At 55.5% G+C, this 18,984-nt stretch carries 19 protein-coding genes and 1 tRNA gene; 16 read left to right on the forward strand and 4 right to left on the reverse strand.

Annotated features, from left to right (window positions below; translation table 11 throughout):
• The first annotated feature begins 20 nt into the window (after positions 1-20).
• Together cysE and D3870_RS07640 are read left to right on the forward strand one after the other, a co-directional pair.
• Complete coding sequence (gene cysE, locus D3870_RS07635) at positions 21-770, forward strand: serine O-acetyltransferase (protein WP_119737997.1); 750 nt, start codon at positions 21-23, stop codon at positions 768-770.
• 10 nt (positions 771-780) lie between these two features.
• Positions 781-1,485, forward strand: coding sequence for a YceH family protein (locus D3870_RS07640; RefSeq protein ID WP_119737999.1), 705 nt, complete (start codon positions 781-783; stop codon positions 1,483-1,485).
• A 40-nt stretch (positions 1,486-1,525) separates the two neighbouring features.
• Here the strand turns inward: D3870_RS07640 and D3870_RS07645 are convergent, their stop codons facing one another.
• Genes D3870_RS07645 through D3870_RS07655 form a run of 3 tightly spaced genes read right to left on the reverse strand, consistent with a single transcriptional unit; the run spans position 1,526 to position 3,442 of the window.
• Complete coding sequence (locus D3870_RS07645) at positions 1,526-2,305, reverse strand: UDP-2,3-diacylglucosamine diphosphatase (RefSeq protein ID WP_119738000.1); 780 nt, start codon at positions 2,303-2,305, stop codon at positions 1,526-1,528.
• 40 nt (positions 2,306-2,345) lie between these two features.
• A complete protein-coding gene (locus tag D3870_RS07650; protein ID WP_119738002.1) occupies positions 2,346-2,834 on the reverse strand; it encodes a peptidylprolyl isomerase in 489 nt (162 codons plus the stop codon).
• A gap of 29 nt (positions 2,835-2,863) precedes the next feature.
• Positions 2,864-3,442: a peptidylprolyl isomerase gene (locus tag D3870_RS07655; RefSeq protein ID WP_119741817.1), complete on the reverse strand. Its 579-nt coding sequence runs from the start codon at positions 3,440-3,442 to the stop codon at positions 2,864-2,866.
• 441 nt (positions 3,443-3,883) lie between these two features.
• On the opposite strand from D3870_RS07655, the gene cysS reads away from it, so the two are divergent.
• The 6 genes from cysS (at position 3,884) to D3870_RS07685 (ending at position 9,983) form a co-directional block, all read left to right on the forward strand.
• Positions 3,884-5,278 carry a cysteine--tRNA ligase gene (gene cysS / locus D3870_RS07660; protein WP_119738004.1) on the forward strand — a complete coding sequence of 465 codons (1,395 nt, stop codon included), beginning with the start codon at positions 3,884-3,886 and terminating at the stop codon, positions 5,276-5,278.
• The gene (locus D3870_RS07665; RefSeq protein ID WP_422879642.1) at positions 5,263-5,940 is read left to right on the forward strand and encodes a DNA-3-methyladenine glycosylase family protein; all 678 of its coding nucleotides are present in this window, start codon (positions 5,263-5,265) and stop codon (positions 5,938-5,940) included. The genes cysS and D3870_RS07665 overlap by 16 nt, the downstream gene beginning before the upstream one ends.
• A 48-nt stretch (positions 5,941-5,988) precedes the next feature.
• Positions 5,989-6,963: an acetyl-CoA carboxylase carboxyltransferase subunit alpha gene (locus D3870_RS07670; protein WP_119738006.1), complete on the forward strand. Its 975-nt coding sequence runs from the start codon at positions 5,989-5,991 to the stop codon at positions 6,961-6,963.
• Positions 6,964-6,998: 35 nt separating this feature from the next.
• A complete protein-coding gene (gene tilS, locus D3870_RS07675; RefSeq protein ID WP_242489898.1) occupies positions 6,999-8,423 on the forward strand; it encodes a tRNA lysidine(34) synthetase TilS in 1,425 nt (474 codons plus the stop codon).
• A gap of 115 nt (positions 8,424-8,538) precedes the next feature.
• A complete protein-coding gene (locus D3870_RS07680) occupies positions 8,539-9,789 on the forward strand; it encodes an aspartate kinase (protein ID WP_119738010.1) in 1,251 nt (416 codons plus the stop codon).
• Between the two features lie 100 nt (positions 9,790-9,889).
• Positions 9,890-9,983: transfer RNA gene (locus D3870_RS07685), tRNA-Ser, on the forward strand.
• A gap of 479 nt (positions 9,984-10,462) precedes the next feature.
• Here the strand turns inward: D3870_RS07685 and D3870_RS07690 are convergent.
• Complete coding sequence (locus tag D3870_RS07690) at positions 10,463-11,068, reverse strand: DUF2239 family protein (RefSeq protein WP_119741821.1); 606 nt, start codon at positions 11,066-11,068, stop codon at positions 10,463-10,465.
• 672 nt (positions 11,069-11,740) lie between these two features.
• Here D3870_RS07690 and flhD point away from each other — a divergent pair.
• The 8 genes from flhD to cheA all read left to right on the forward strand — a co-directional run bounded on the left by flhD (position 11,741) and on the right by cheA (position 18,966).
• Positions 11,741-12,058, forward strand: coding sequence for a flagellar transcriptional regulator FlhD (gene flhD, locus D3870_RS07695; RefSeq protein ID WP_119741823.1), 318 nt, complete (start codon positions 11,741-11,743; stop codon positions 12,056-12,058).
• A 150-nt stretch (positions 12,059-12,208) separates the two neighbouring features.
• Positions 12,209-12,769, forward strand: coding sequence for a flagellar transcriptional regulator FlhC (flhC, locus tag D3870_RS07700; protein ID WP_119738012.1), 561 nt, complete (start codon positions 12,209-12,211; stop codon positions 12,767-12,769).
• A gap of 36 nt (positions 12,770-12,805) precedes the next feature.
• Positions 12,806-13,603: a class I SAM-dependent methyltransferase gene (locus D3870_RS07705; RefSeq protein WP_119738014.1), complete on the forward strand. Its 798-nt coding sequence runs from the start codon at positions 12,806-12,808 to the stop codon at positions 13,601-13,603.
• A gap of 223 nt (positions 13,604-13,826) precedes the next feature.
• Positions 13,827-14,687, forward strand: coding sequence for a flagellar motor stator protein MotA (motA, locus tag D3870_RS07710; protein WP_119738015.1), 861 nt, complete (start codon positions 13,827-13,829; stop codon positions 14,685-14,687).
• A 38-nt stretch (positions 14,688-14,725) separates the two neighbouring features.
• On the forward strand, positions 14,726-15,667 hold the full coding sequence (motB, locus tag D3870_RS07715; protein WP_119738017.1) for a flagellar motor protein MotB: 942 nt from the start codon (positions 14,726-14,728) through the stop codon (positions 15,665-15,667).
• Positions 15,668-15,719: 52 nt separating this feature from the next.
• A complete protein-coding gene (locus tag D3870_RS07720; RefSeq protein ID WP_119738019.1) occupies positions 15,720-16,268 on the forward strand; it encodes a chemotaxis protein in 549 nt (182 codons plus the stop codon).
• 82 nt (positions 16,269-16,350) lie between these two features.
• Positions 16,351-16,716, forward strand: a complete 366-nt coding sequence (locus D3870_RS07725; protein ID WP_119738021.1) for a response regulator — start codon at positions 16,351-16,353, stop codon at positions 16,714-16,716.
• A gap of 57 nt (positions 16,717-16,773) precedes the next feature.
• Positions 16,774-18,966: a chemotaxis protein CheA gene (gene cheA / locus D3870_RS07730; protein WP_119738023.1), complete on the forward strand. Its 2,193-nt coding sequence runs from the start codon at positions 16,774-16,776 to the stop codon at positions 18,964-18,966.
• Positions 18,967-18,984: the final 18 nt, after the last annotated feature.

Raw genomic sequence — 18,984 nt, forward strand, 5'->3', positions numbered from 1 at the left:
AGTAACAAAATCAATTTTCTATGTTTAGCCGCCTTCGCGAAGACATCGCCAGCATCATTGAACGTGACCCTGCCGCACGTACGGCATGGGAGGTGCTGACTTGTTATCCTGGCTTGCACGCGATTGTGATGCATCGCTGGGCGCGCTGGTGCTGGACGCGCGGGATGAAGTGGTTGGGCCGGTTTATTTCTCATATCGCTCGCGGTTTGACCGGGATCGAGATCCATCCCGGTGCGACGATTGGACGGCGTGTATTCATTGATCACGGCTTCGGCGTCGTGATCGGGGAGACTGCCGAAATTGGCGATGACTGCACAATCTACCAGGGCGTGACCTTGGGTGGGACGTCGTTGAGCAAAGGGGCGAAACGCCATCCGACCTTGGAGCGTGGCGTGATCATCGGTGCCGGTGCCAAGGTGTTGGGCGGATTCATCGTTGGTGAAGGTGCCAAAGTCGGGTCCAACGCCGTTGTTGTGAAAGCGATTCCTGCCGGTGCGACGGCAGTTGGCAATCCGGCACACATCGTCCGGAAAGAGGCAAACAAGCAGCACGAAGAAGCAGCAGCACGCATGTTCGCTGCGTACGGGGTGACGCCGAACGGCGATGATCCTTTGTCGACCGCGTTACATGGCTTGATCAATCATGCGGCAGCCCAGGAAGGCCAGATTCATAAAATCATCGCTGCGATGAAGAGTGCCGGTGTTGCATGCGAAGTATTGCCGGAGCTGGAGAAATTCGACCCGGAGCAACTTAATAAGCTGGTTGAATGAAGGTCGCAGAATGAGTGAAGAATCCACCAATCAAGAATCTTCAAATGCCGATCGCAGTACGAGCGAGTTGCTTGACGCTTTTGAGGTCAGGGTGCTTGCCGTCCTCGCGGAGAAAGAGGCGCTGATACCGGACAATTATCCGCTATCGCTGAATGCACTGGTCAACGGCTGCAATCAGCTATCCAGCCGTGATCCCGTGATGTCGATGTCCGAGGAAACCGTGCTGGAAGTGCTTCAGCGATTGATGCAGAAAAAGTTTGTGGTTGAAGTGCGGCAGGCCGGTGCTCGCGTATCGAAGTACGAGCACCGCATGCGCATAAAATGGTCGCTGGAGCAGGACAAGCTTGCGATTCTGACGATACTGATGCTTCGCGGATTTCAAACTGCGGGAGAAGTCCGGACTCGTAGCGGCCGATTGCACGAATTCTCAACCGTGCAGGAAGTGGAAAGCGGCCTGCAATTCCTGATTGATAAATTTCCACCATTGGTGGCGCGATTGGCACGCGCGCCCGGCACCAAGGAGGCGCGATATGCTCACTTGCTGGCTGGCGAAGATATGCTAGAGAGGCAGGAAATTGCGGCAAGCTTTTCTTCTGGAGTGGAGATGCATCGGCAAGACCGGGTGTCTCAGCTTGAAGACGAAGTTGCTCGTTTGCGCAGCGACGTCGCAACGCTGACGGAACAGTTCGCTCAATTCAAAAAGCAATTCGAGTGAATCACTGAGAGTGAATCACTGAGAAAGTGCAATGAGCGCGTTAGCGCTGAACGCCATCAACGTCATGCGAGCTTGCCGCGCCAGTCGCATCGATGGCAAGCCAGCCGCCGCGTGGTGACTCGCTATCACAATCCCAATCCGGCAGTACGTAACGTATCTTGTCTCTTTCATACTGATGGCATGCGGGCCGATGTGTGTGGCCATGGATGAGCATTGATGCGCCGGTTGCTGCAAACAGCGAAGCAATCGCTTCCGGATTGACATCCATGATCTCGCATGACTTCGACCGTTGCGCTTCACGGCTGCCGGCACGAAGGTTTGCAATGATCGCCTTGCGCTGCATCAGCGGCATTGCAAGGAATTCCTGCTGCCAGCCCTGCTGCCGAACTTTTGCGCGGAATGCCATGTATTCCACATCATCGGTACATTGCGCATCGCCGTGAGCCAATGCGATCTGCCTGCCGGCTATGGAAATCATGAAAGGGTCCGGCAACAACGTCACACCCGCATCTCGGGCAAATTGTGTCCCGACCAGAAAATCGCGATTGCCTGCGATCCAGTACACTGCCACGCCTGCGTCGCTCACCTGCCTGATTGCCTGCAGCACCTGCTTGTTGTAGGGATCATCGATGTCATCGTCGCCGGCCCAATATTCGAATAAGTCCCCAAGCAGATAGAGTTGTTTGGCATACCTTGCATGCTGACGCAGGAATTTGAAAAATGCCTTGGTGGTGCGTGGCAGCGATGCCTGCAAATGGACGTCCGAAACAAAAAGCGCAACCGTTTCAGGTTGCGCTTTTGAGGCCGCAGACGAACTCATGTCTGGCTCATGCATGATGGTTCTGGAGTAGATGCAGCGCTCAGACGATTTCCGCTTTTTCGATCACGACGTTTTCTACCGGAACGTCAGCATGCATGCCGGCTCTGGTGGTCTTCACCGACTTGATCTTGTCCACCACGTCAGTACCTTCAACCACTTTGCCGAATACGCAATAGCCCCAGCCATCCTGACCCGGATAGTCGAGGAAGCTGTTGTTCTTGATATTGATGAAAAACTGCGCAGACGCAGAGTGAGGCGCCGATGTGCGTGCCATTGCAATCGTGTACGGCTCATTCTTGAGACCGTTCTTGGCTTCGTTTTCGATCGGTTCGTTGGTCGGTTTTTGCTTCATGCCCGCTTCGAAGCCGCCTCCCTGAATCATGAAGCCATCGATTACGCGATGGAAAATCGTGCCGTCATAGTGGCCGCTCTTGACGTAGTTGAGGAAATTCTCAACGGTCTTTGGCGCTTTCTCTGCGTCAAGTTCGATTTTGATGTTGCCGTGATTGGTAGTGAGAATTACAGCCATGGGAATTCCTGTCTGAGTGGTTATGAATATTAATTGGTAACGGATGCGGACTCGATCACAATTGCTTTGACCGGTACATTTTGATGCATTCCGACAGTGGTGGTTTCTGCTTTTTTAATTTTGTCCACGACATCCATTCCTTTCACGACTTTGCCGAATACTGTATAGCCCCAGCCATCCTGGCCGGGATAGTTGAGAAAGTCGTTGCTCTTGACGTTGATAAAGAATTGCGCGGTGGCAGAATGCGGAGCGGATGTGCGCGCCATTGCAACCGTGTACGCATCATTTTTCAGGCCGTTCCTTGCCTCATTCTCAATCGGGCTGTTGGTCGGCTTTTGCTTCATGTCCTTGTCGAAACCGCCGCCTTGAATCATGAAATTTTCCATTACGCGATGGAAAATCGTGCCGTTGTAATGTCCGCTCTTTACGTACTGAAGAAAGTTTGCCACCGACTTAGGTGCTTTCTCCGGATAGAGTTCGATCACGATGCTGCCCATGCTGGTTTTCAAGGTGACCTGTTCCGCGTCTGCTGCGTTCGCGTTGTGTACAGCAGCGGTCAAGCTTATCGCTGTCAGCAAGTGAATAAAAGTGCGGCGTGAATATTGCATCATGAGTTCCTGAAGTCCTTTACAGACAATTATTGATTGTGTATCTTCCCTGTCCCCGTGATCATGTACTCATCCTTCAGATGGTTACATCACGCGCGAACTGATTGAATGCGATGAGCTTGCATACTCGCCTCTATCCATTTCGATTGTAGCGGCTGAGTACTGATTGCATGTTTGTTGCGACTCATCGTTCGCCAGATGATCATCGTGGTTTGTAATTGCTCATGCGTTGAATGTTTCCGGACTTGAGTCGGTCCGAACGCAAAGAGTGGAATTTTCATCGATGTTATACTGCGGCGAAGAGATGCATTTTATCAAAATCTGCATTGAAAAAGGGTTTCGGCGACCCTGTTGCAAGGCGCTGCACGCTCGCGATCGGAAAGCAGGTGCAGGCAAAACCAAGACTGTGACATCCCCCAGGCCGGAACGGATAATTGCCCCATGAGTGCCATAAAAATCTACAACACGCTCGCGCGTGAGAAGCAGACATTTGTCCCGATGCAAGCGGGCAAAGTACGCATGTATGTATGTGGCATGACAGTGTACGACTATTGTCATCTTGGTCATGCCCGCGTCATGGTGGTTTTTGATATGGTGCAGCGCTGGCTGAGAGCGTCCGGCTTCGACGTTACATATGTGCGCAATATCACAGACATTGACGACAAGATCATCAAGCGTGCAGTAGAAAATGGTGAGACAATTTCCCAATTGACGACGCGATTCATTCAGGCAATGGATGAAGATGCGGCTGCGCTCGGTGTGCAGAAACCGGATCATGAGCCGCGTGCGACACAGTACGTACCTCAGATGCTGGGCATGATCGGCAAACTCGAAACAAACGGTTTGGCATATCAGGCTGCGGATGGTGACGTTAATTTTTCCGTGCGTGACTTTCCTGGTTATGGAAAATTGTCGGGCAAGTCTCTTGATGATTTGCGCGCCGGCGAACGTGTTGATCTGAATGCCACCAAGCGCGATCCGCTGGATTTTGTGCTCTGGAAGGCGGCCAAGGAGTCAGAGCCGGATGAAGTCAAATGGGATTCTCAGTGGGGTAGGGGACGTCCGGGATGGCATATCGAATGTTCGGCAATGAGCTGCGAGCTGCTTGGCGAGCATTTTGATATCCATGGTGGCGGCCAGGATTTGCAATTCCCGCATCACGAAAACGAGATCGCGCAATCCGAAGGTGCGAGTCAGCTGACATTCGTCAACTACTGGATGCATAACGGCTTTGTGCGAGTGGACAATGAAAAGATGTCGAAATCGCTCGGCAACTTTTTCACCATTCGTGACGTGCTGAAAAAGTATGATCCCGAAGTCGTGCGGTTTTTCATTTTGCGCGCGCACTATCGCAGTCCGCTGAATTATTCCGATGCGCATCTGAATGATGCCAAGCATGCGTTGACGCGTTTGTATACTGCGCTCAAGGATGTCACTCCGGATCTGCTTCCCTTGGATGTGACGGAGCCGCATGCCGCCCGCTTTGCGGACGCGATGAACGATGACTTCAATACGCCGGTCGCCATTTCGGTGCTGTTCGACCTTGCCAATGAGGTGAATAAAACCCGGTCTCCGGCGCTAGCCCGGCAGTTGAAGCATCTGGCCGGCATCATTGCATTACTTGAACGCACACCTCGGCAATTCCTTCATGCCGAACCAGCCAGTAGCGAGGATGGTTATGCGGAACCGGACATTCTTGCGCAAATTGAGGCGAGGGCCGCTGCCAAGAAGGCGAAGAATTTTGCGGATGCCGATCGCATACGTGCGGAACTGCTCGCCAATGGCATTATTCTCGAGGATAAACCGGGTGGCCTGACTGAATGGCGAAGGGCGTGATCCGGATGGTGACGTCGAAGATGGCAGACGCCACGGTTTGCATACCGGCCTATTGGCATGATGCGAAGGAAGAGCTAATGAAGCGCGATCGCATCATGCGCAGGCTCATTCCGCAATTCGGCGATATGCATCTGATCGGACGTGGCGAAGCATTTACGACATTGGTTCGGTCGGTAATCGGGCAGCAGATCTCAGTCAAGGCGGCGGATTCGGTATGGCAGCGTGTGCTGGAGATATGTCCGAAATGCACGCCGGTGCAAATTCTCAAGGCTGGCAATGACAAGCTCTCGAGCTGCGGATTGTCAAAGCGAAAAGCTGAATACGTTCTCGATCTGGCGGATCATTTCAAGGCCAAGCGCGTTCATGTGGATAAATGGTCGGAAATGAACGATGAGGATGTCATCTCCGAACTCGTTCAGATTCGCGGGATCGGTCGCTGGACCGCGGAAATGTTTTTGATTTTTAATCTGCTGCGTCCCAATATATTGCCCTTGGATGATGTGGGACTGCTCAAGGGCATCAGTCTCAATTATTTTTCCGGCGAACCCGTGTCACGTAGCGATGCGCGCGAGGTTGCGGCGAATTGGGAGCCGTGGCGAACAGTTGCCACATGGTATCTGTGGCGCAGCCTTGATGCGGCACCTGTCCCTGTACAATACTGAACCCGTTGAATTTAATATTTACGTCGTGTCAAGCAAAATGGAGGCGCAATGAGCAAGACGACTTTTCTCGGTTTTGAACAGCCGATTGCAGAGCTGGAAGGAAAAATCGATGAGTTGCGCTTTGTGCAAGATGACTCCGCAGTCGACATCTCGGAAGAGATCGAGCGTCTTTCGAAAAAAAGTCAGCAACTGACCAAGGATATTTATGCGAAGCTGACGCCGTGGCAGGTGTCGCAAATCGCGCGCCATCCGCAGCGTCCTTACACGCTGGATTACGTGAATGAGATTTTCACGGACTTTCATGAGCTGCATGGCGACCGGTCTTACGCCGATGATCTGTCGATCGTGGGCGGTCTCGCGCGTTTCAACGGACAGCCGTGCATGGTGATTGGTCACCAGAAAGGGCGCGATACCAAAGAGCGGGCTTTACGCAATTTCGGCATGCCGAAACCAGAGGGATATCGCAAGGCGATGCGTCTGATGAAGCTGGCGGAAAAATTCGGTCTGCCCATTTTTACGTTCATCGATACGCCGGGCGCATTCCCCGGCATCGACGCGGAAGAGCGCGGGCAGTCGGAGGCCATCGGACATAATCTTTATGTCATGGCGGAATTGAAAGTGCCTCTGATCGCAACCATCATTGGCGAAGGTGGATCCGGTGGCGCGCTGGCAATCGCGGTGGGCGATGCCGTGTTGATGCTGCAGTATGCGACGTACTCCGTGATTTCGCCGGAAGGCTGTGCTTCCATTCTCTGGAAAACTTCCGAGCGTGCCGCCGATGCGGCGGACGCGTTGGGACTGACCGCGCACAGGCTCAAGGCCATCAACCTGATCGACAAGATCGTCAACGAACCGTTGGGCGGAGCGCATCGCGATCCGAAGCAAATGGCTGCAATGCTGAAACGTGCATTGGCCGACACGCTGCGTCAATTCCAGGGAATTAAAACCAAGGATTTGCTTGCTGCGCGCCATGAAAAGTTGATGAGCTACGGCAAGTTCAAGGAAATCAATCCATCCGAATGAGATAGCTTTTTGTGTCAAACAGGCAGGCAGCGTCGTTGATCGACGCATTTGAATGCGCGTTGGGGGAAATCCAAACGCGCGTTTGTGTTTCTGGCGAGAGGGCCAATGTTCGGGATGTATCGCATTCATCGGACGAGGCAAAGATCGCCGGTGTGCCGGCCATTGCAATAGCGTATAGCGGCGGACTCGATTCATCAGTGCTGCTCGCGCTGATGCAGCGTTATGCCGCCAGACGAGCAATCCGGCTATTCGCGTTCCATATTCATCACGGCATCAGTCCGAATGCGGATCTCTGGCTGGCTCATTGTCAACGTGAATGCGAGCGGCTTGGCATTGCCTTTGAGGCGCGCCGCATTGCGATCACAGGGAGAGAGCAAAGCGGTCTGGAAGAGGCGGCGCGCATCAGCCGCTATGCTGCGCTGGGGGAGCTATGCAGGGTGCACAATGTACCGCTGCTGCTGACTGCACATCATCAGGATGATCAGGCGGAAACCGTATTGCTGCAATTGTTGCGTGGCTCGGGGGTGGCTGGGTTGGCGGGGATGGAGGAGGTAAATGCTGCGCCGGACCTGCTGGGTTCTGCCGATCTGCTGATGGCGCGCCCTCTTTTGGCGGCATCACGTGCGGAGCTGGAAAGCTATGCTGCCAGTGAAGGAGTTGCCTATGTCGAGGATGAATCCAATGCGGATACGCGGTATGCACGCAACGCGTTGCGTCATCGGGTGATGCCGGCGCTCGCGGAATTCTTTCCGGGATTCCCGGGGCGTATTGCGCGGGCTGCGCAACATGCACAATCGGCGCAGCGTCTGCTGAATGAACTGGCCGCACAGGATCTTGATCGATGCGTGCATGGTGAATGCCTGGATATTCCCCGCCTCAGGCAGTTGAGCGAGGACCGGATCGACAATGTGCTGCGCCATTGGTTTGCCTTGCGCGATGTGCGCATGCCAGCAACCTCATGGCTGGCTGAGTTGCGTCTGCAATTGTTCGGCGCCCGGGCGGATGCGCAGCTGTGCGTGACGCATATGGATTGTCACGTCCGGCGCCATCGCGATCGAATCTTCCTTGTTCCCAGGCGCGATGACGACGCCCGGCAAGCCTTGCCGGCAACGTTCCGCTGGAATGGAGAAGCGTGCATTGCCTTTGCGGAGTTTCACGGCCATCTGTGCTTCGAAGAAGCAGACGAGGGCATTGATCCGAATTGGCTGCGTCAGCAGAACTTGATGCTTCGCCATCGGAGCGGAGGAGAGCGATTGAAACCCGCACTCAATCGCTCGACGAGGAGTTTGAAACAGCATTACCAAGCCTTGGACATACCCTCCTGGCAGCGCGAACAACTTCCATTGCTGACGGCCGGAGGCGACTTGCTGTTTGCTGCCGGTATCGGCATGGATTGCCTGCATTTCAGCATGGCGCCTGGGCCGAAGATACGTTTCCATTGGCAGTCTGACAAAGTGTAGTGTTGCCTTTCAGGTCATAGGTCGGCACTTGTTATTTCGCATTGTGGCAGGTATAGTAAAGGGTTGATTTTTATCGATATTTTTACAATTTTCCAAGCCCAATTTTTCAATTCTCATGGCTTTAATCGTCCACAAATATGGCGGCACATCGATGGGCTCGACCGAGCGCATCAAGAATGTCGCGAAGCGCGTCGCCAAATGGCATGACGCTGGTCACCAAATCGTCGTGGTTCCGTCCGCCATGTCCGGCGAGACAAATCGTCTGATCGGACTTGCCAAGGAAATCATGCCGCAGCCGGATCCGCGCGAACTCGACATGCTGGCCTCCACCGGTGAACAGGTGTCGGTTGCGCTGCTGTCGATGGCATTGCAATCAATCGGCAAACAGGCGGTGTCGTACGCCGGTTGGCAAGTCCCCATCAAAACCGATTCCGCATTCACCAAGGCGCGCATTCAATCGATCGATGACGTCAAGGTGCGCAAGGATCTCGATGCGGGAAAGATCGTCATCATCACCGGTTTCCAAGGCGTGGACGACGATAACAACATTACGACGCTGGGCCGCGGCGGCTCGGATACATCGGCAGTTGCGGTTGCCGCCGCATTGAAAGCGGCAGAGTGCCTGATCTATACCGACGTCGATGGTGTTTACACTACCGACCCGCGCGTCGTATCGGAAGCACGCCGTCTGAAGACGGTCACGTTTGAAGAAATGCTCGAGCTTGCATCGCTTGGTTCGAAAGTGCTGCAGATTCGCTCCGTCGAATTCGCGGGCAACTACAAGATGCCGACGCGCGTGCTGTCGTCGCTGACCGATCCGCTGATGTCGCTGGAAGAAGAAGCCAATTCGGGCACCCTGATTTCGTTTGAGGAAGATACACACATGGAACAAGCCGTCATTTCCGGTATCGCGTTCAATCGCGACGAGGCGAAAATTACCGTACTGGGCGTGCCTGATCGTCCGGGCATCGCTTATCAGATTCTTGGCCCGATCTCTGATGCCAACGTCGAAGTGGACATGATCATCCAGAATCAATCGGTCGAAGGGAAAACAGACTTCTCTTTCACTGTCGCACGAGGCGAATATGCGAAGGCAATGGACGTGCTGAACAAGAGCGTCAAGGAGCATATCGGAGCCGCCAGTATCATCGGCGATGCCAAGGTGTCGAAAGTGTCGGTGGTTGGCGTGGGCATGCGCAGCCATGTCGGTATTGCATCGCAAATGTTCCGCACTTTGTCGGAAGAGGGCATCAACATTCAATTGATTTCCACATCCGAGATCAAGATTTCTGTCTTGATCGATGAAAAGTACATGGAACTTGCTGTGCGCGCGCTGCACAAGGCGTTCGACCTCGAAAAAGCTTGATCATTTTGGATCAGATTGCAGAGTTTCATTGACCAAGTGCGCATGAGAAGTTATCATGCGGCTCTTCGCCAAAGCGGACTTGCAATACTGCTCTGGATGTGGAGACGTGGCCGAGTGGTCGAAGGCACTTCCCTGCTAAGGAAGCATATGGGCTTAAACCTGTATCGAGGGTTCGAATCCCTCCGTCTCCGCCAAAATTAATAAGCCCCGCAAGGGGCTTTTTAATTTTTCAGAGGCAGGAGCGCGCGCAGCGTGCGATCGGGACTCGAAGGAGTGGGCTTGCAAGCTCAACTGCGGACTGCGATATGCAGGCGAATCCCTCTGTCTCCGCCAAAATCTACAAGCCCCGGGAGGGGCTTTTTTCATATGCAAGGACCAGCGGCGCATTGCGCGTGATTGTGATTCAAGGGGGAGTCCACGCGTGTTCTGCGAAACGTGGATGAGCCGCCCATCTCCGCCGAACATCACTACTCTTGCCTGAGCCGCCATGGTGTGTGCACATCAATGTTTTTCATGCAGCCCACGGCAATCGCATCCTCACACCGTGACCTGGTATCTGCGTTCGCGTGCCGACAATCGGTTCAGCGCGCAACCGCAGCGATGCGGGTTCTACTTCATGAATCTAGACGCTATACAGCCTGGTGTTGCGATTGCGTAGCTCCTCGTCGCTCGATCAGACCGAAAATGCTCCACGCGAAAGCATTTGTACATGGATGCGAATGTCGTCGGGCCATTGTTCGATCTGTGCGTTGAAACGTTCGGGGGCGTTGGCGAACAATGCGCGCGTTGCTTCTTCGAAGCCGGCGTAGTTGCCTGCCATGGCGGACATGAAGCGGTATGTCGCTTCGCGCGACTGACGCATTTGGTCTTGGTCGGCATTGGCGCGGCTGGCCTGCTCCACAAGTTTGCGTAATGCCACGGACGCACCGCCTTCCTGAGTGCTTAACCAGTCCCAGTGACGCGGTAGCAACGTGACCTCACGAGCGACAACGCCAAGTTTCGGACGTCCTCTGGAGGGACGTGCTGCCGTTTCGACGGGAGTGCTGCTGTCGACTGAGGCATTGGTGGCGATGCGAGTGAGGCGGTTCAGCACATCGTCCGTTGTGCCTCGAAAATCGACCTCGATCCGGTTGCAGGTGGTGTCGTCGAAAATCATTACGGCCGCCTGCTCCTCATCACTCACGAGCGTTTTCACCTGTTTCGCCACTGCGGAGAGGTCGCCGGAAACGATCCGCCTTGTGCCGATAAAAGCGGTACATGTTCCCCGGTGGTTTTCCATGATCATGCTTCTCCTGACAGTGGGTGAGGGTCTAAATTTACCCGGATATAAAATTACCGTCAATAACACCCGGGTAAAAATAGAATTTCGTTGAGGTATGCGTGCCGAAGGAGAGCTGAAACTACTTGCGAAAAAAATTTGCAAATAAATGATTATCAAATGCAACTTTCCGAAATTTATTCAGTCATATCCCTAAATTCGATATCTGCAATGCCGTTAAGTAACCAACAGGCGGTTTCTTTGCTGGATACCCAACGATACTCAAATGGCGTTTTTTTCGGGCGGCACTAGCTTGGCTCGAAATTTCCGGACAAATACGCGTTCATTTGTTGCAGGAATTCAACGAAATTTGCCAGCCAATGCACATTGGTACAGGCAAAATCTGCTGAATTGGTTGGCATTCCCATGACGGCAGATCGAGCGGGCTGCAGACACGTGTTTGCATGCTCATCAGCCTGAATGCAAGTCTCCACGCCGTTTCTCGCGGCATTTTCTCTACCCGCCTTGAGCGCGGTTCCTTGTTTGTAGGACAAATACCTACAATGCTGTCAGCATCTCCTCCGACGAAAAATACCGACTGGTACCTATTCCCCGTGCCTTGCGGCGCAAGCAGAATTCATTTACCGGCAATCCAAAAATACAACCCGGTGCTTAATGGATAGGGGAATGAACATGAACACGAACGACATGATGGCCGAAATTCGTGACGCCAATTTGAGCTACCTGATGCTTGCTCAACAGATGATCCGTTCCGACAAGGCCACGGCGATCTTCCGTCTCGGAATCAGCGGCGAGATTGCCGACCTGATCGAAGGTCTCAATAATGCGCAGATTCTCAAACTCGCCGGTACCAACATGATGCTGGCGCGCTTCCGCTTCGACGATCGTGCAATCCTGGGCATGCTGACCAACTACAACAAGGATCGTGAACTGGCGCAGTCGCATGCGGCGATCCTGATGGCTTGCCAATCCGTTGAAGAAATCTCGTAAGACCCTCCTTTAGAACTCATTTCATAAATGACCGGGTGCGGAACGGTGTCTGGGCGGAGATGTCGCCTGACTTCGGTTCGTTCATGCGCGCAGTTTATGAAATCGGTTCTGGTTATTTTTCGACATTGAATACTCGAACGGGGTCAGGAAATGACTAAGAAGAGCGTGGTCACGGAAGTCCAGGAAATTCAGTTGGCCATCGAGCTGATCAACCTCGGCGCACGCTTGCAGCTGCTGGAATCGGAAACGTCGTTGTCGCGCGAGCGCCTGCTGAAGCTGTACAAGGAGCTCAAGGGCGTTTCGCCGCCGAAGGGCATGCTGCCGTTCTCCACCGATTGGTTCATCACCTGGCAGCCGAATATCCATTCGTCCCTGTTCATCAACATCCACAAGTATCTGGTCGAGCATGCCCGCATTTCCGGCATCGGGGCCGTGATGAAGGCGTACAAGCTCTATCTGGAGCAGGTCGGACCGGACGCCAGCGGGGAGCAGGTTCTTTCGCTGACACGGGCGTGGACGCTGGTGCGATTTTTCGAAAGCAAGATGCTCACGACAGCCTGCTGCAGCAAGTGCAAGGGCGAGTTCGTGGTGCACAAGCTGGACCTGCACAACCATTACACCTGCGGCTTGTGCCACATGCCTTCACGCGCCGGGAAGACAAAGAAGGCGAAGGAAGAGGCTGCGTCCATCGCGGCGGAAGTCGCTGCTTGAGCGATATTTCTCTCGTATCGAAACAAGGTCGGATTCATGAACGGCGTGCGCTCGGGCACGGGCGTATCGCACGATAGCTCGCTGTTGAACAAGCCTGCGGTACAGGCGGCACTGATTCAGGCTGCGTCGTTTGCGGTCGTCGTGGCGATTGCCTATGCGCTGCCTTTGCTGTCTGCGGCACCGCTGACGATCGTCGGCGCGGCTCTGCTGCAGGGGGCATTCGCAGCGCTGATCTCGCGCTTGCTCAAGTTGGCGCCGTGGTGGCTGCCGATTCAAGCCGTGTTTCCGATCGCGTTGGTCGCGATGCTGTCGGTGCGGCTTCCCCCCGAAATATTCCTCGTTGCGTTCGTCGCACTGCTTGGGTTGTACTGGACCACGTTCCGAACCCAGGTGCCGTTCTATCCATCCGGACCGAAGACCTGGGATGCCGTGCTCGACATTTTGCCGGCCGATCGGCCGATTCGATTCATTGATGTCGGCAGCGGATTGGGCGGGCTGGTGCTGCGTCTTGCGGAAGCGCGGACGGATAGCGTATTCGTCGGCATCGAGCTGGCACCGCTGCCATGGCTTGCCAGTTTGCTGCGCAAATGGATACGCCGCAGCGCGGCGCATTTCACGCGGGGCGATTACGGCCGACTCGATTTTGCGGCATACGATGTCGTGTTTGCCTATCTGTCGCCGGCAGCCATGCCGGCGCTGTGGCAGAAGGCGCACGCGGAAATGCGGACAGGCACGCTCTTGCTCAGTTACGAGTTCGACGTGCCGGCGAGCGAGCCGCATTTCGTTCACGTGCCGGTTGACGGCGGCCCGGCCCTTTACGGCTGGCATATGTAGACGACCGTGCCTTCGCCGTCATTTTCCATTCGTGGTACGGCGCGCGGACCGCAGCACATTTCCACACTCAAGTTATTTTCTTTCGGACCGTTATTCAATTGAAAGCCGGCTTTAGGGTGTCTGTTCGAACCTTTGCGCCAGCGGGCAGGTTGTTATCCTGTTGGCTGGTTGGCAAAATGGCTGGTCAATGACACTGATCCTTTCTTGAGACGGAGTATCTCCCTTGTTAGTCATCGTTGGATACATCATTGTTGTCGCTTCCGTCTTTGGCGGTTTTGCAATGTCGGGCGGACATCTGGCCGCGCTTTTCCAGCCGCTCGAACTGTTGATGATCGGCGGCGCGGCTGTAGGTGCGTTCCTGGTAGGGAACAGCGTCAAGGCGATCAAGGCGACGTTCAAGGTATTGCCGAGCCTGCTCAAGGGCTCCAAGTACACGAAGGATCTGTACATGGAGCTGATGACGCTGCTGTTCGAGATTCTCACCAAGGTGCGCAAGGAAGGACTGATGTCCATCGAGGGCGACATCGAGATGCCGGAGGAAAGCCCGATCTTCAGCAAGTATCCGAGCGTCCTGGCCGATCACCACATTGTCGAGTTCATCACCGACTACTTGCGGCTCATGGTGTCGGGGAATATGGACGCGTTCCAGATCGAAAACCTGATGGACAACGAGATCGAAACGCATCATGCCGAAGGCGAAGTGCCGGTGCATTGCATTTCCAAGGTCGGCGATGCATTACCGGCGTTCGGTATCGTGGCGGCAGTGATGGGGGTGGTCCATACGATGGAATCGGTCGGATTGCCGCCGGCGGAACTGGGGATATTGATCGCACATGCGCTGGTCGGCACCTTCCTTGGCATTCTGCTGGCGTACGGATTCGTCGGTCCGCTCGCTACTGCACTTGAGCAGAAACTGCATGAGTCATCAAAGATGTTCCAGTGCGTGAAAGTGACCTTGCTGGCGAGTCTGAACGGTTATGCACCGGCGCTTGCCGTTGAATTCGGTCGCAAGGTCCTGTTCTCGACGGAGCGCCCGTCGTTCGTCGAACTGGAAGAACACATCAAGCAGTCCAAGTCGAAGTAATCAGGCCTGGCAACCAGAACAACCACAGGGAATTCGACATGGCAGAGGAAGGGCAGCGGCCCATCGTCGTAAAGAAAATAAAGAAGGGCGGCGGCCATCACGGCGGCGCCTGGAAGATCGCCTACGCCGATTTCGTCACGGCGATGATGGCGTTCTTCCTGTTGATGTGGCTGCTGGGTTCGACGGCAAAAGGAGATCTGCAGGGGATTGCAGAGTACTTCAAGACCCCGCTCAAGGTCGCCATGGCAGGCGGCAGCGGAAGCGGTGACAGCTCAAGCGTGCTGCAGGGCGGCGGCAGGGACCTGACGCGCAAGGACGGTCAGCTCCAGAATGGGGAAGAGGCTTCGCCGAGGAGGGTCAATATGCCGACGGCGGCCAGCATGCAGGCTGCGCAAGCGGAACTGGAGCGGATGGAATTGGCCCGCCTGAAAGCCTTGAAGCAGCGCATCGAGGAGGCTATCGAAGCGCGCCCGGCGCTGAAGCAGTTCAGGAAGCAGCTCCTTCTCGACATCACCACCGAGGGACTGCGCATTCAGATCGTGGACGAACAGAACAGGCCCATGTTCGCGCTGGCCAAGGCCGAGCTTCAGCCCTATACCAGGGAAATCCTGCTTGAGATAGGCCACTTCCTGAACGATATGCCGAACAGGATCAGTCTGTCCGGCCACACCGATGCCACCCCTTACGCCAGCGGCGAAAAGTACTACAGCAACTGGGAGCTTTCGGCCGACCGCGCGAACGCATCGCGCAGGGCGCTGGTGGCGGGCGGCATGGATGAGGTCAAGTTGTTGCGGGTGGTCGGATTGTCGTCGGCGGTGCTGTTCGACAAGGAAGATCCCTTTAATCCTGTCAACCGCCGTATTAGTATTATTGTCATGAACAAGAAAGCGGAGGAATCCGCACTCAAGGACGGCGGAACCATCGAGGTTACGAGCGGAGCGCAAGTCAGACAGGAACTTGGCAGTGCGAGCGCGCGATAGCGAAGCGCATGCCGGTAGTGGTAACGAGCGCTGTTTGGGGACAGGACTTTTCATGACAGAAAATGCATTGCCAGGCTCTCAGGTGAAACGCCTGCTATCCAACTTGTCGGAGCACAGCACGCAGCATTTGACCGAGGCAGAGACCGATCTGGTACAGACTGGCATTCTGCTTGGCGAAGCCATCGAGAAGCTCGGTACAAGTTTCATGGCGATTCACGATGCCATCACGGCGCAGCAGCAGGCAGTCGACATGCTACTGTCCGGCGCAGAGCCCACCTTGGAAATCACCGAACTCATCAAGGCGAAACAGCAGGAGATCGGTCAGCATGTGAATGCGGCAGTGACCGGCTTGCAGTTTCAGGACATGACCAACCAATTGATCGGCAGGGCGGTCCGGCGTGTCACCGGCTTGCGCGATGTGCTGGAGCAGATAGGTGCCGGCAGTGCCGGCGTGTCGGCCGAGGGCGGCACGGAACAGATCAACATGACACTGAACGATATCAACAGAGCATTGGAAGAGCAAAGCCTGAAGCTCGAAAGCGAGTTGTGGAAAGCGGTTTGCCAGACTCATATGGAAAGCGGCGATATCGAACTGTTTTAACGATTGCAGATACTGGAAAAGCGGGTGTACGGCGTCATGGCAGGACGCCGGCCCTTCAACGAAAAAGCGGGAGTAACAGGAAATGGCGAAATCAATTCTGGCTGTAGACGACTCAGGTTCATTGCGGCAAATGGTGGTGTTCAGTCTGCGAGCAGCTGGCTACCAGGTCACCGAGGCGGTGGATGGACAGGACGGTCTCGACAAGGCAAAGACCCAGGTGTTCGACCTGGTATTGACGGATCAGAACATGCCACGGATGGACGGGCTGATGCTGATCCGGTCCTTGCGCCAGCTGCCGACATATCAGAAAGTGCCGATTCTCATGCTGACCACCGAGTCCAGCGATGAAATGAAGGCGAAGGGCAGGGCTGCCGGTGCTAACGGCTGGCTGGTCAAGCCGTTCGACCCGAATCGCCTCACCGAGGTGGTGAAAAAAGTCATTGGCTGACCAGGGTTAGTCGAATGCAACAAGAAAAACGCACAGCGCCAACGACGGAGTCCGACAATGACCATTGACATGAGCCAGTTCTTTCAGGTGTTCTTTGACGAGGCCGAAGAGCTCCTCGCGGAGATGGAAAAACTGCTTCTTGCCGTCGATATCGCCGCGCCGGACGAAGAGGACCTCAACGCGATCTTTCGCGCCGCGCATTCCATCAAGGGTGGCGCGGGAACGTTCGGTCTGAACGACCTGACGGAAGTCACGCATGTGCTGGAGTCGCTGCTGGACAAGATTCGCAAGGGCGAAATGGCGCTGACGGCGGAGCACGTCGATGCATTTCTCGTGGCCAAGGATATTCTCAAGATGCAGTTGGACGGGCATCGCTTGCACACGCCCGTTGACCAGGATGCGGTGGGTGATGCCCGCATGATGCTGCAATCGCTTTCGCAGGGCGACGTGTCGCACGCTCCGCCGGCTGCTTCGCTGGAGATCGCCGCCGGCCGTCCGCATGCAGCGCCAATGCCGGCACCGGGCAGCGCCCGGCAATTCCGCATCGAACTGCCCGAAGTGCAGGCGCGCGACGTCGATGCGCTCGCCGCCGAACTGGGACTGTTGGGGTCGATCACCAGAACGCCGATTGAAAACAACCGTACCGCATTCACTCTCATCACGGGAGAGAGTGAGAGCGATATCGTGGCGATCTGCTCCTTCATCCTCGACCCGGACGACTTGAAGATTACCGAAGAGGCGGTGCAGCTTCCGCAGGGAGAGGCCGCAGCAGGGATTGCCGGTCAGGAAAACGCGCAGGGCTACGGATTCTTCGAGCCTGTCGAGACGATAAGAGCGCGGTCCGATGCCGCCAGCAAGGCGGCGCAGGAGGAAAGGCAGGGCTACGGATTCTTCGAGCCGTTCGATACTCCCGCGATGAAGGAAGCGCGAGAGGCGGCGGCGAAAGCCGAGCAGGCGGCAGCCAGCGGTGCAGCAGATGCGACACATGAACATGTCGAGGCATCGGCAAGCGACAAGAAAGCGGCGGCCAGGCGTGACACAGAGCGGGCCGCAAGCACGCAGGAGTCATCATCAATTCGCGTCGGCATCGAGAAGGTGGATCAGCTGATCAATCTCGTCGGCGAACTCGTGATTACGCAGGCGATGATCGAGCAGCGTTCCAGCGGACTCGATCCGATGCTGCATGAGCGACTGTTGAACAGTGTCAACCAGCTCACGCGCAACACGCGCGATCTGCAGGAAGCGGTGATGTCCATCCGCATGATGCCGATGGACTACGTGTTTTCGCGCTTCCCGCGCATGGTGCGCGATCTGGCACACAAGCTGGGCAAGCGGATCGAGTTCGTGACCCATGGCGCGGCGACCGAACTGGACAAGGGACTGATCGAACGTATCGTCGATCCCTTGACCCACCTGGTGCGCAACAGCATCGACCATGGCATTGAAATGCCCGAGGCACGCAGGGCCGCGGGCAAGGGCGAGACGGGCAAACTGTCTCTCTCCGCCGCGCATCAGGGCGGCAATATCGTCATCGAGGTGACCGACGACGGCGGCGGCTTGAACCGCGAGAAGATTCTGGCAAAGGCGATGCAGCAAGGGCTCGCCGTGTCCGACGCGATGCCGGATGCCGATGTGTGGCCGCTGATTTTTGCGCCCGGCTTTTCCACGGCGGAAGCAGTGACCGACGTTTCCGGGCGCGGCGTCGGGATGGATGTCGTCAAGCGCAACATCACGGCGATGGGCGGCGTGGTCGATATCCGTTCGGCCAGAGGGTTCGGCACCACCATCTCGATTTCATTGCCATTGACACTGGCGATCCTGGACGGGATGTCGATCAAGGTAGGAGAGGAGATTTACATCCTGCCGCTGGGCTATGTGGTCGAATCGCTTCAACCTGCGCCTGTCGACATCAAGGACATCAGCGGACAGGGTCGGGTGGTGAAGGTGCGCGGGGAATATCTGACCCTTATTCCCTTGCATCAGATGTTTGACATCGAACCGGTTTTCACCGATCCGTCGCAAGGCATCGTGATCATTCTGGAGTCGGAAGGCAGGAAGGCCGCGCTATTCGTCGACGATCTGGTCGGGCAGCAGCAGGTCGTGGTGAAGAATCTCGAATCGAACTACCGCAAGGTGGCAGGCATTTCCGGCGCAACCATCCTCGGCGATGGCGGCGTTTCATTGATTATCGACGTCGCGGCGTTATTGCGATCGAGCCGTCAGTTGAACGATGCACCCATTTTTTCCTGAAGGACAACCGCCATGACT

This window comes from Noviherbaspirillum cavernae, assembly GCF_003590875.1.
Taxonomy (GTDB): domain Bacteria; phylum Pseudomonadota; class Gammaproteobacteria; order Burkholderiales; family Burkholderiaceae_D; genus Noviherbaspirillum; species Noviherbaspirillum cavernae.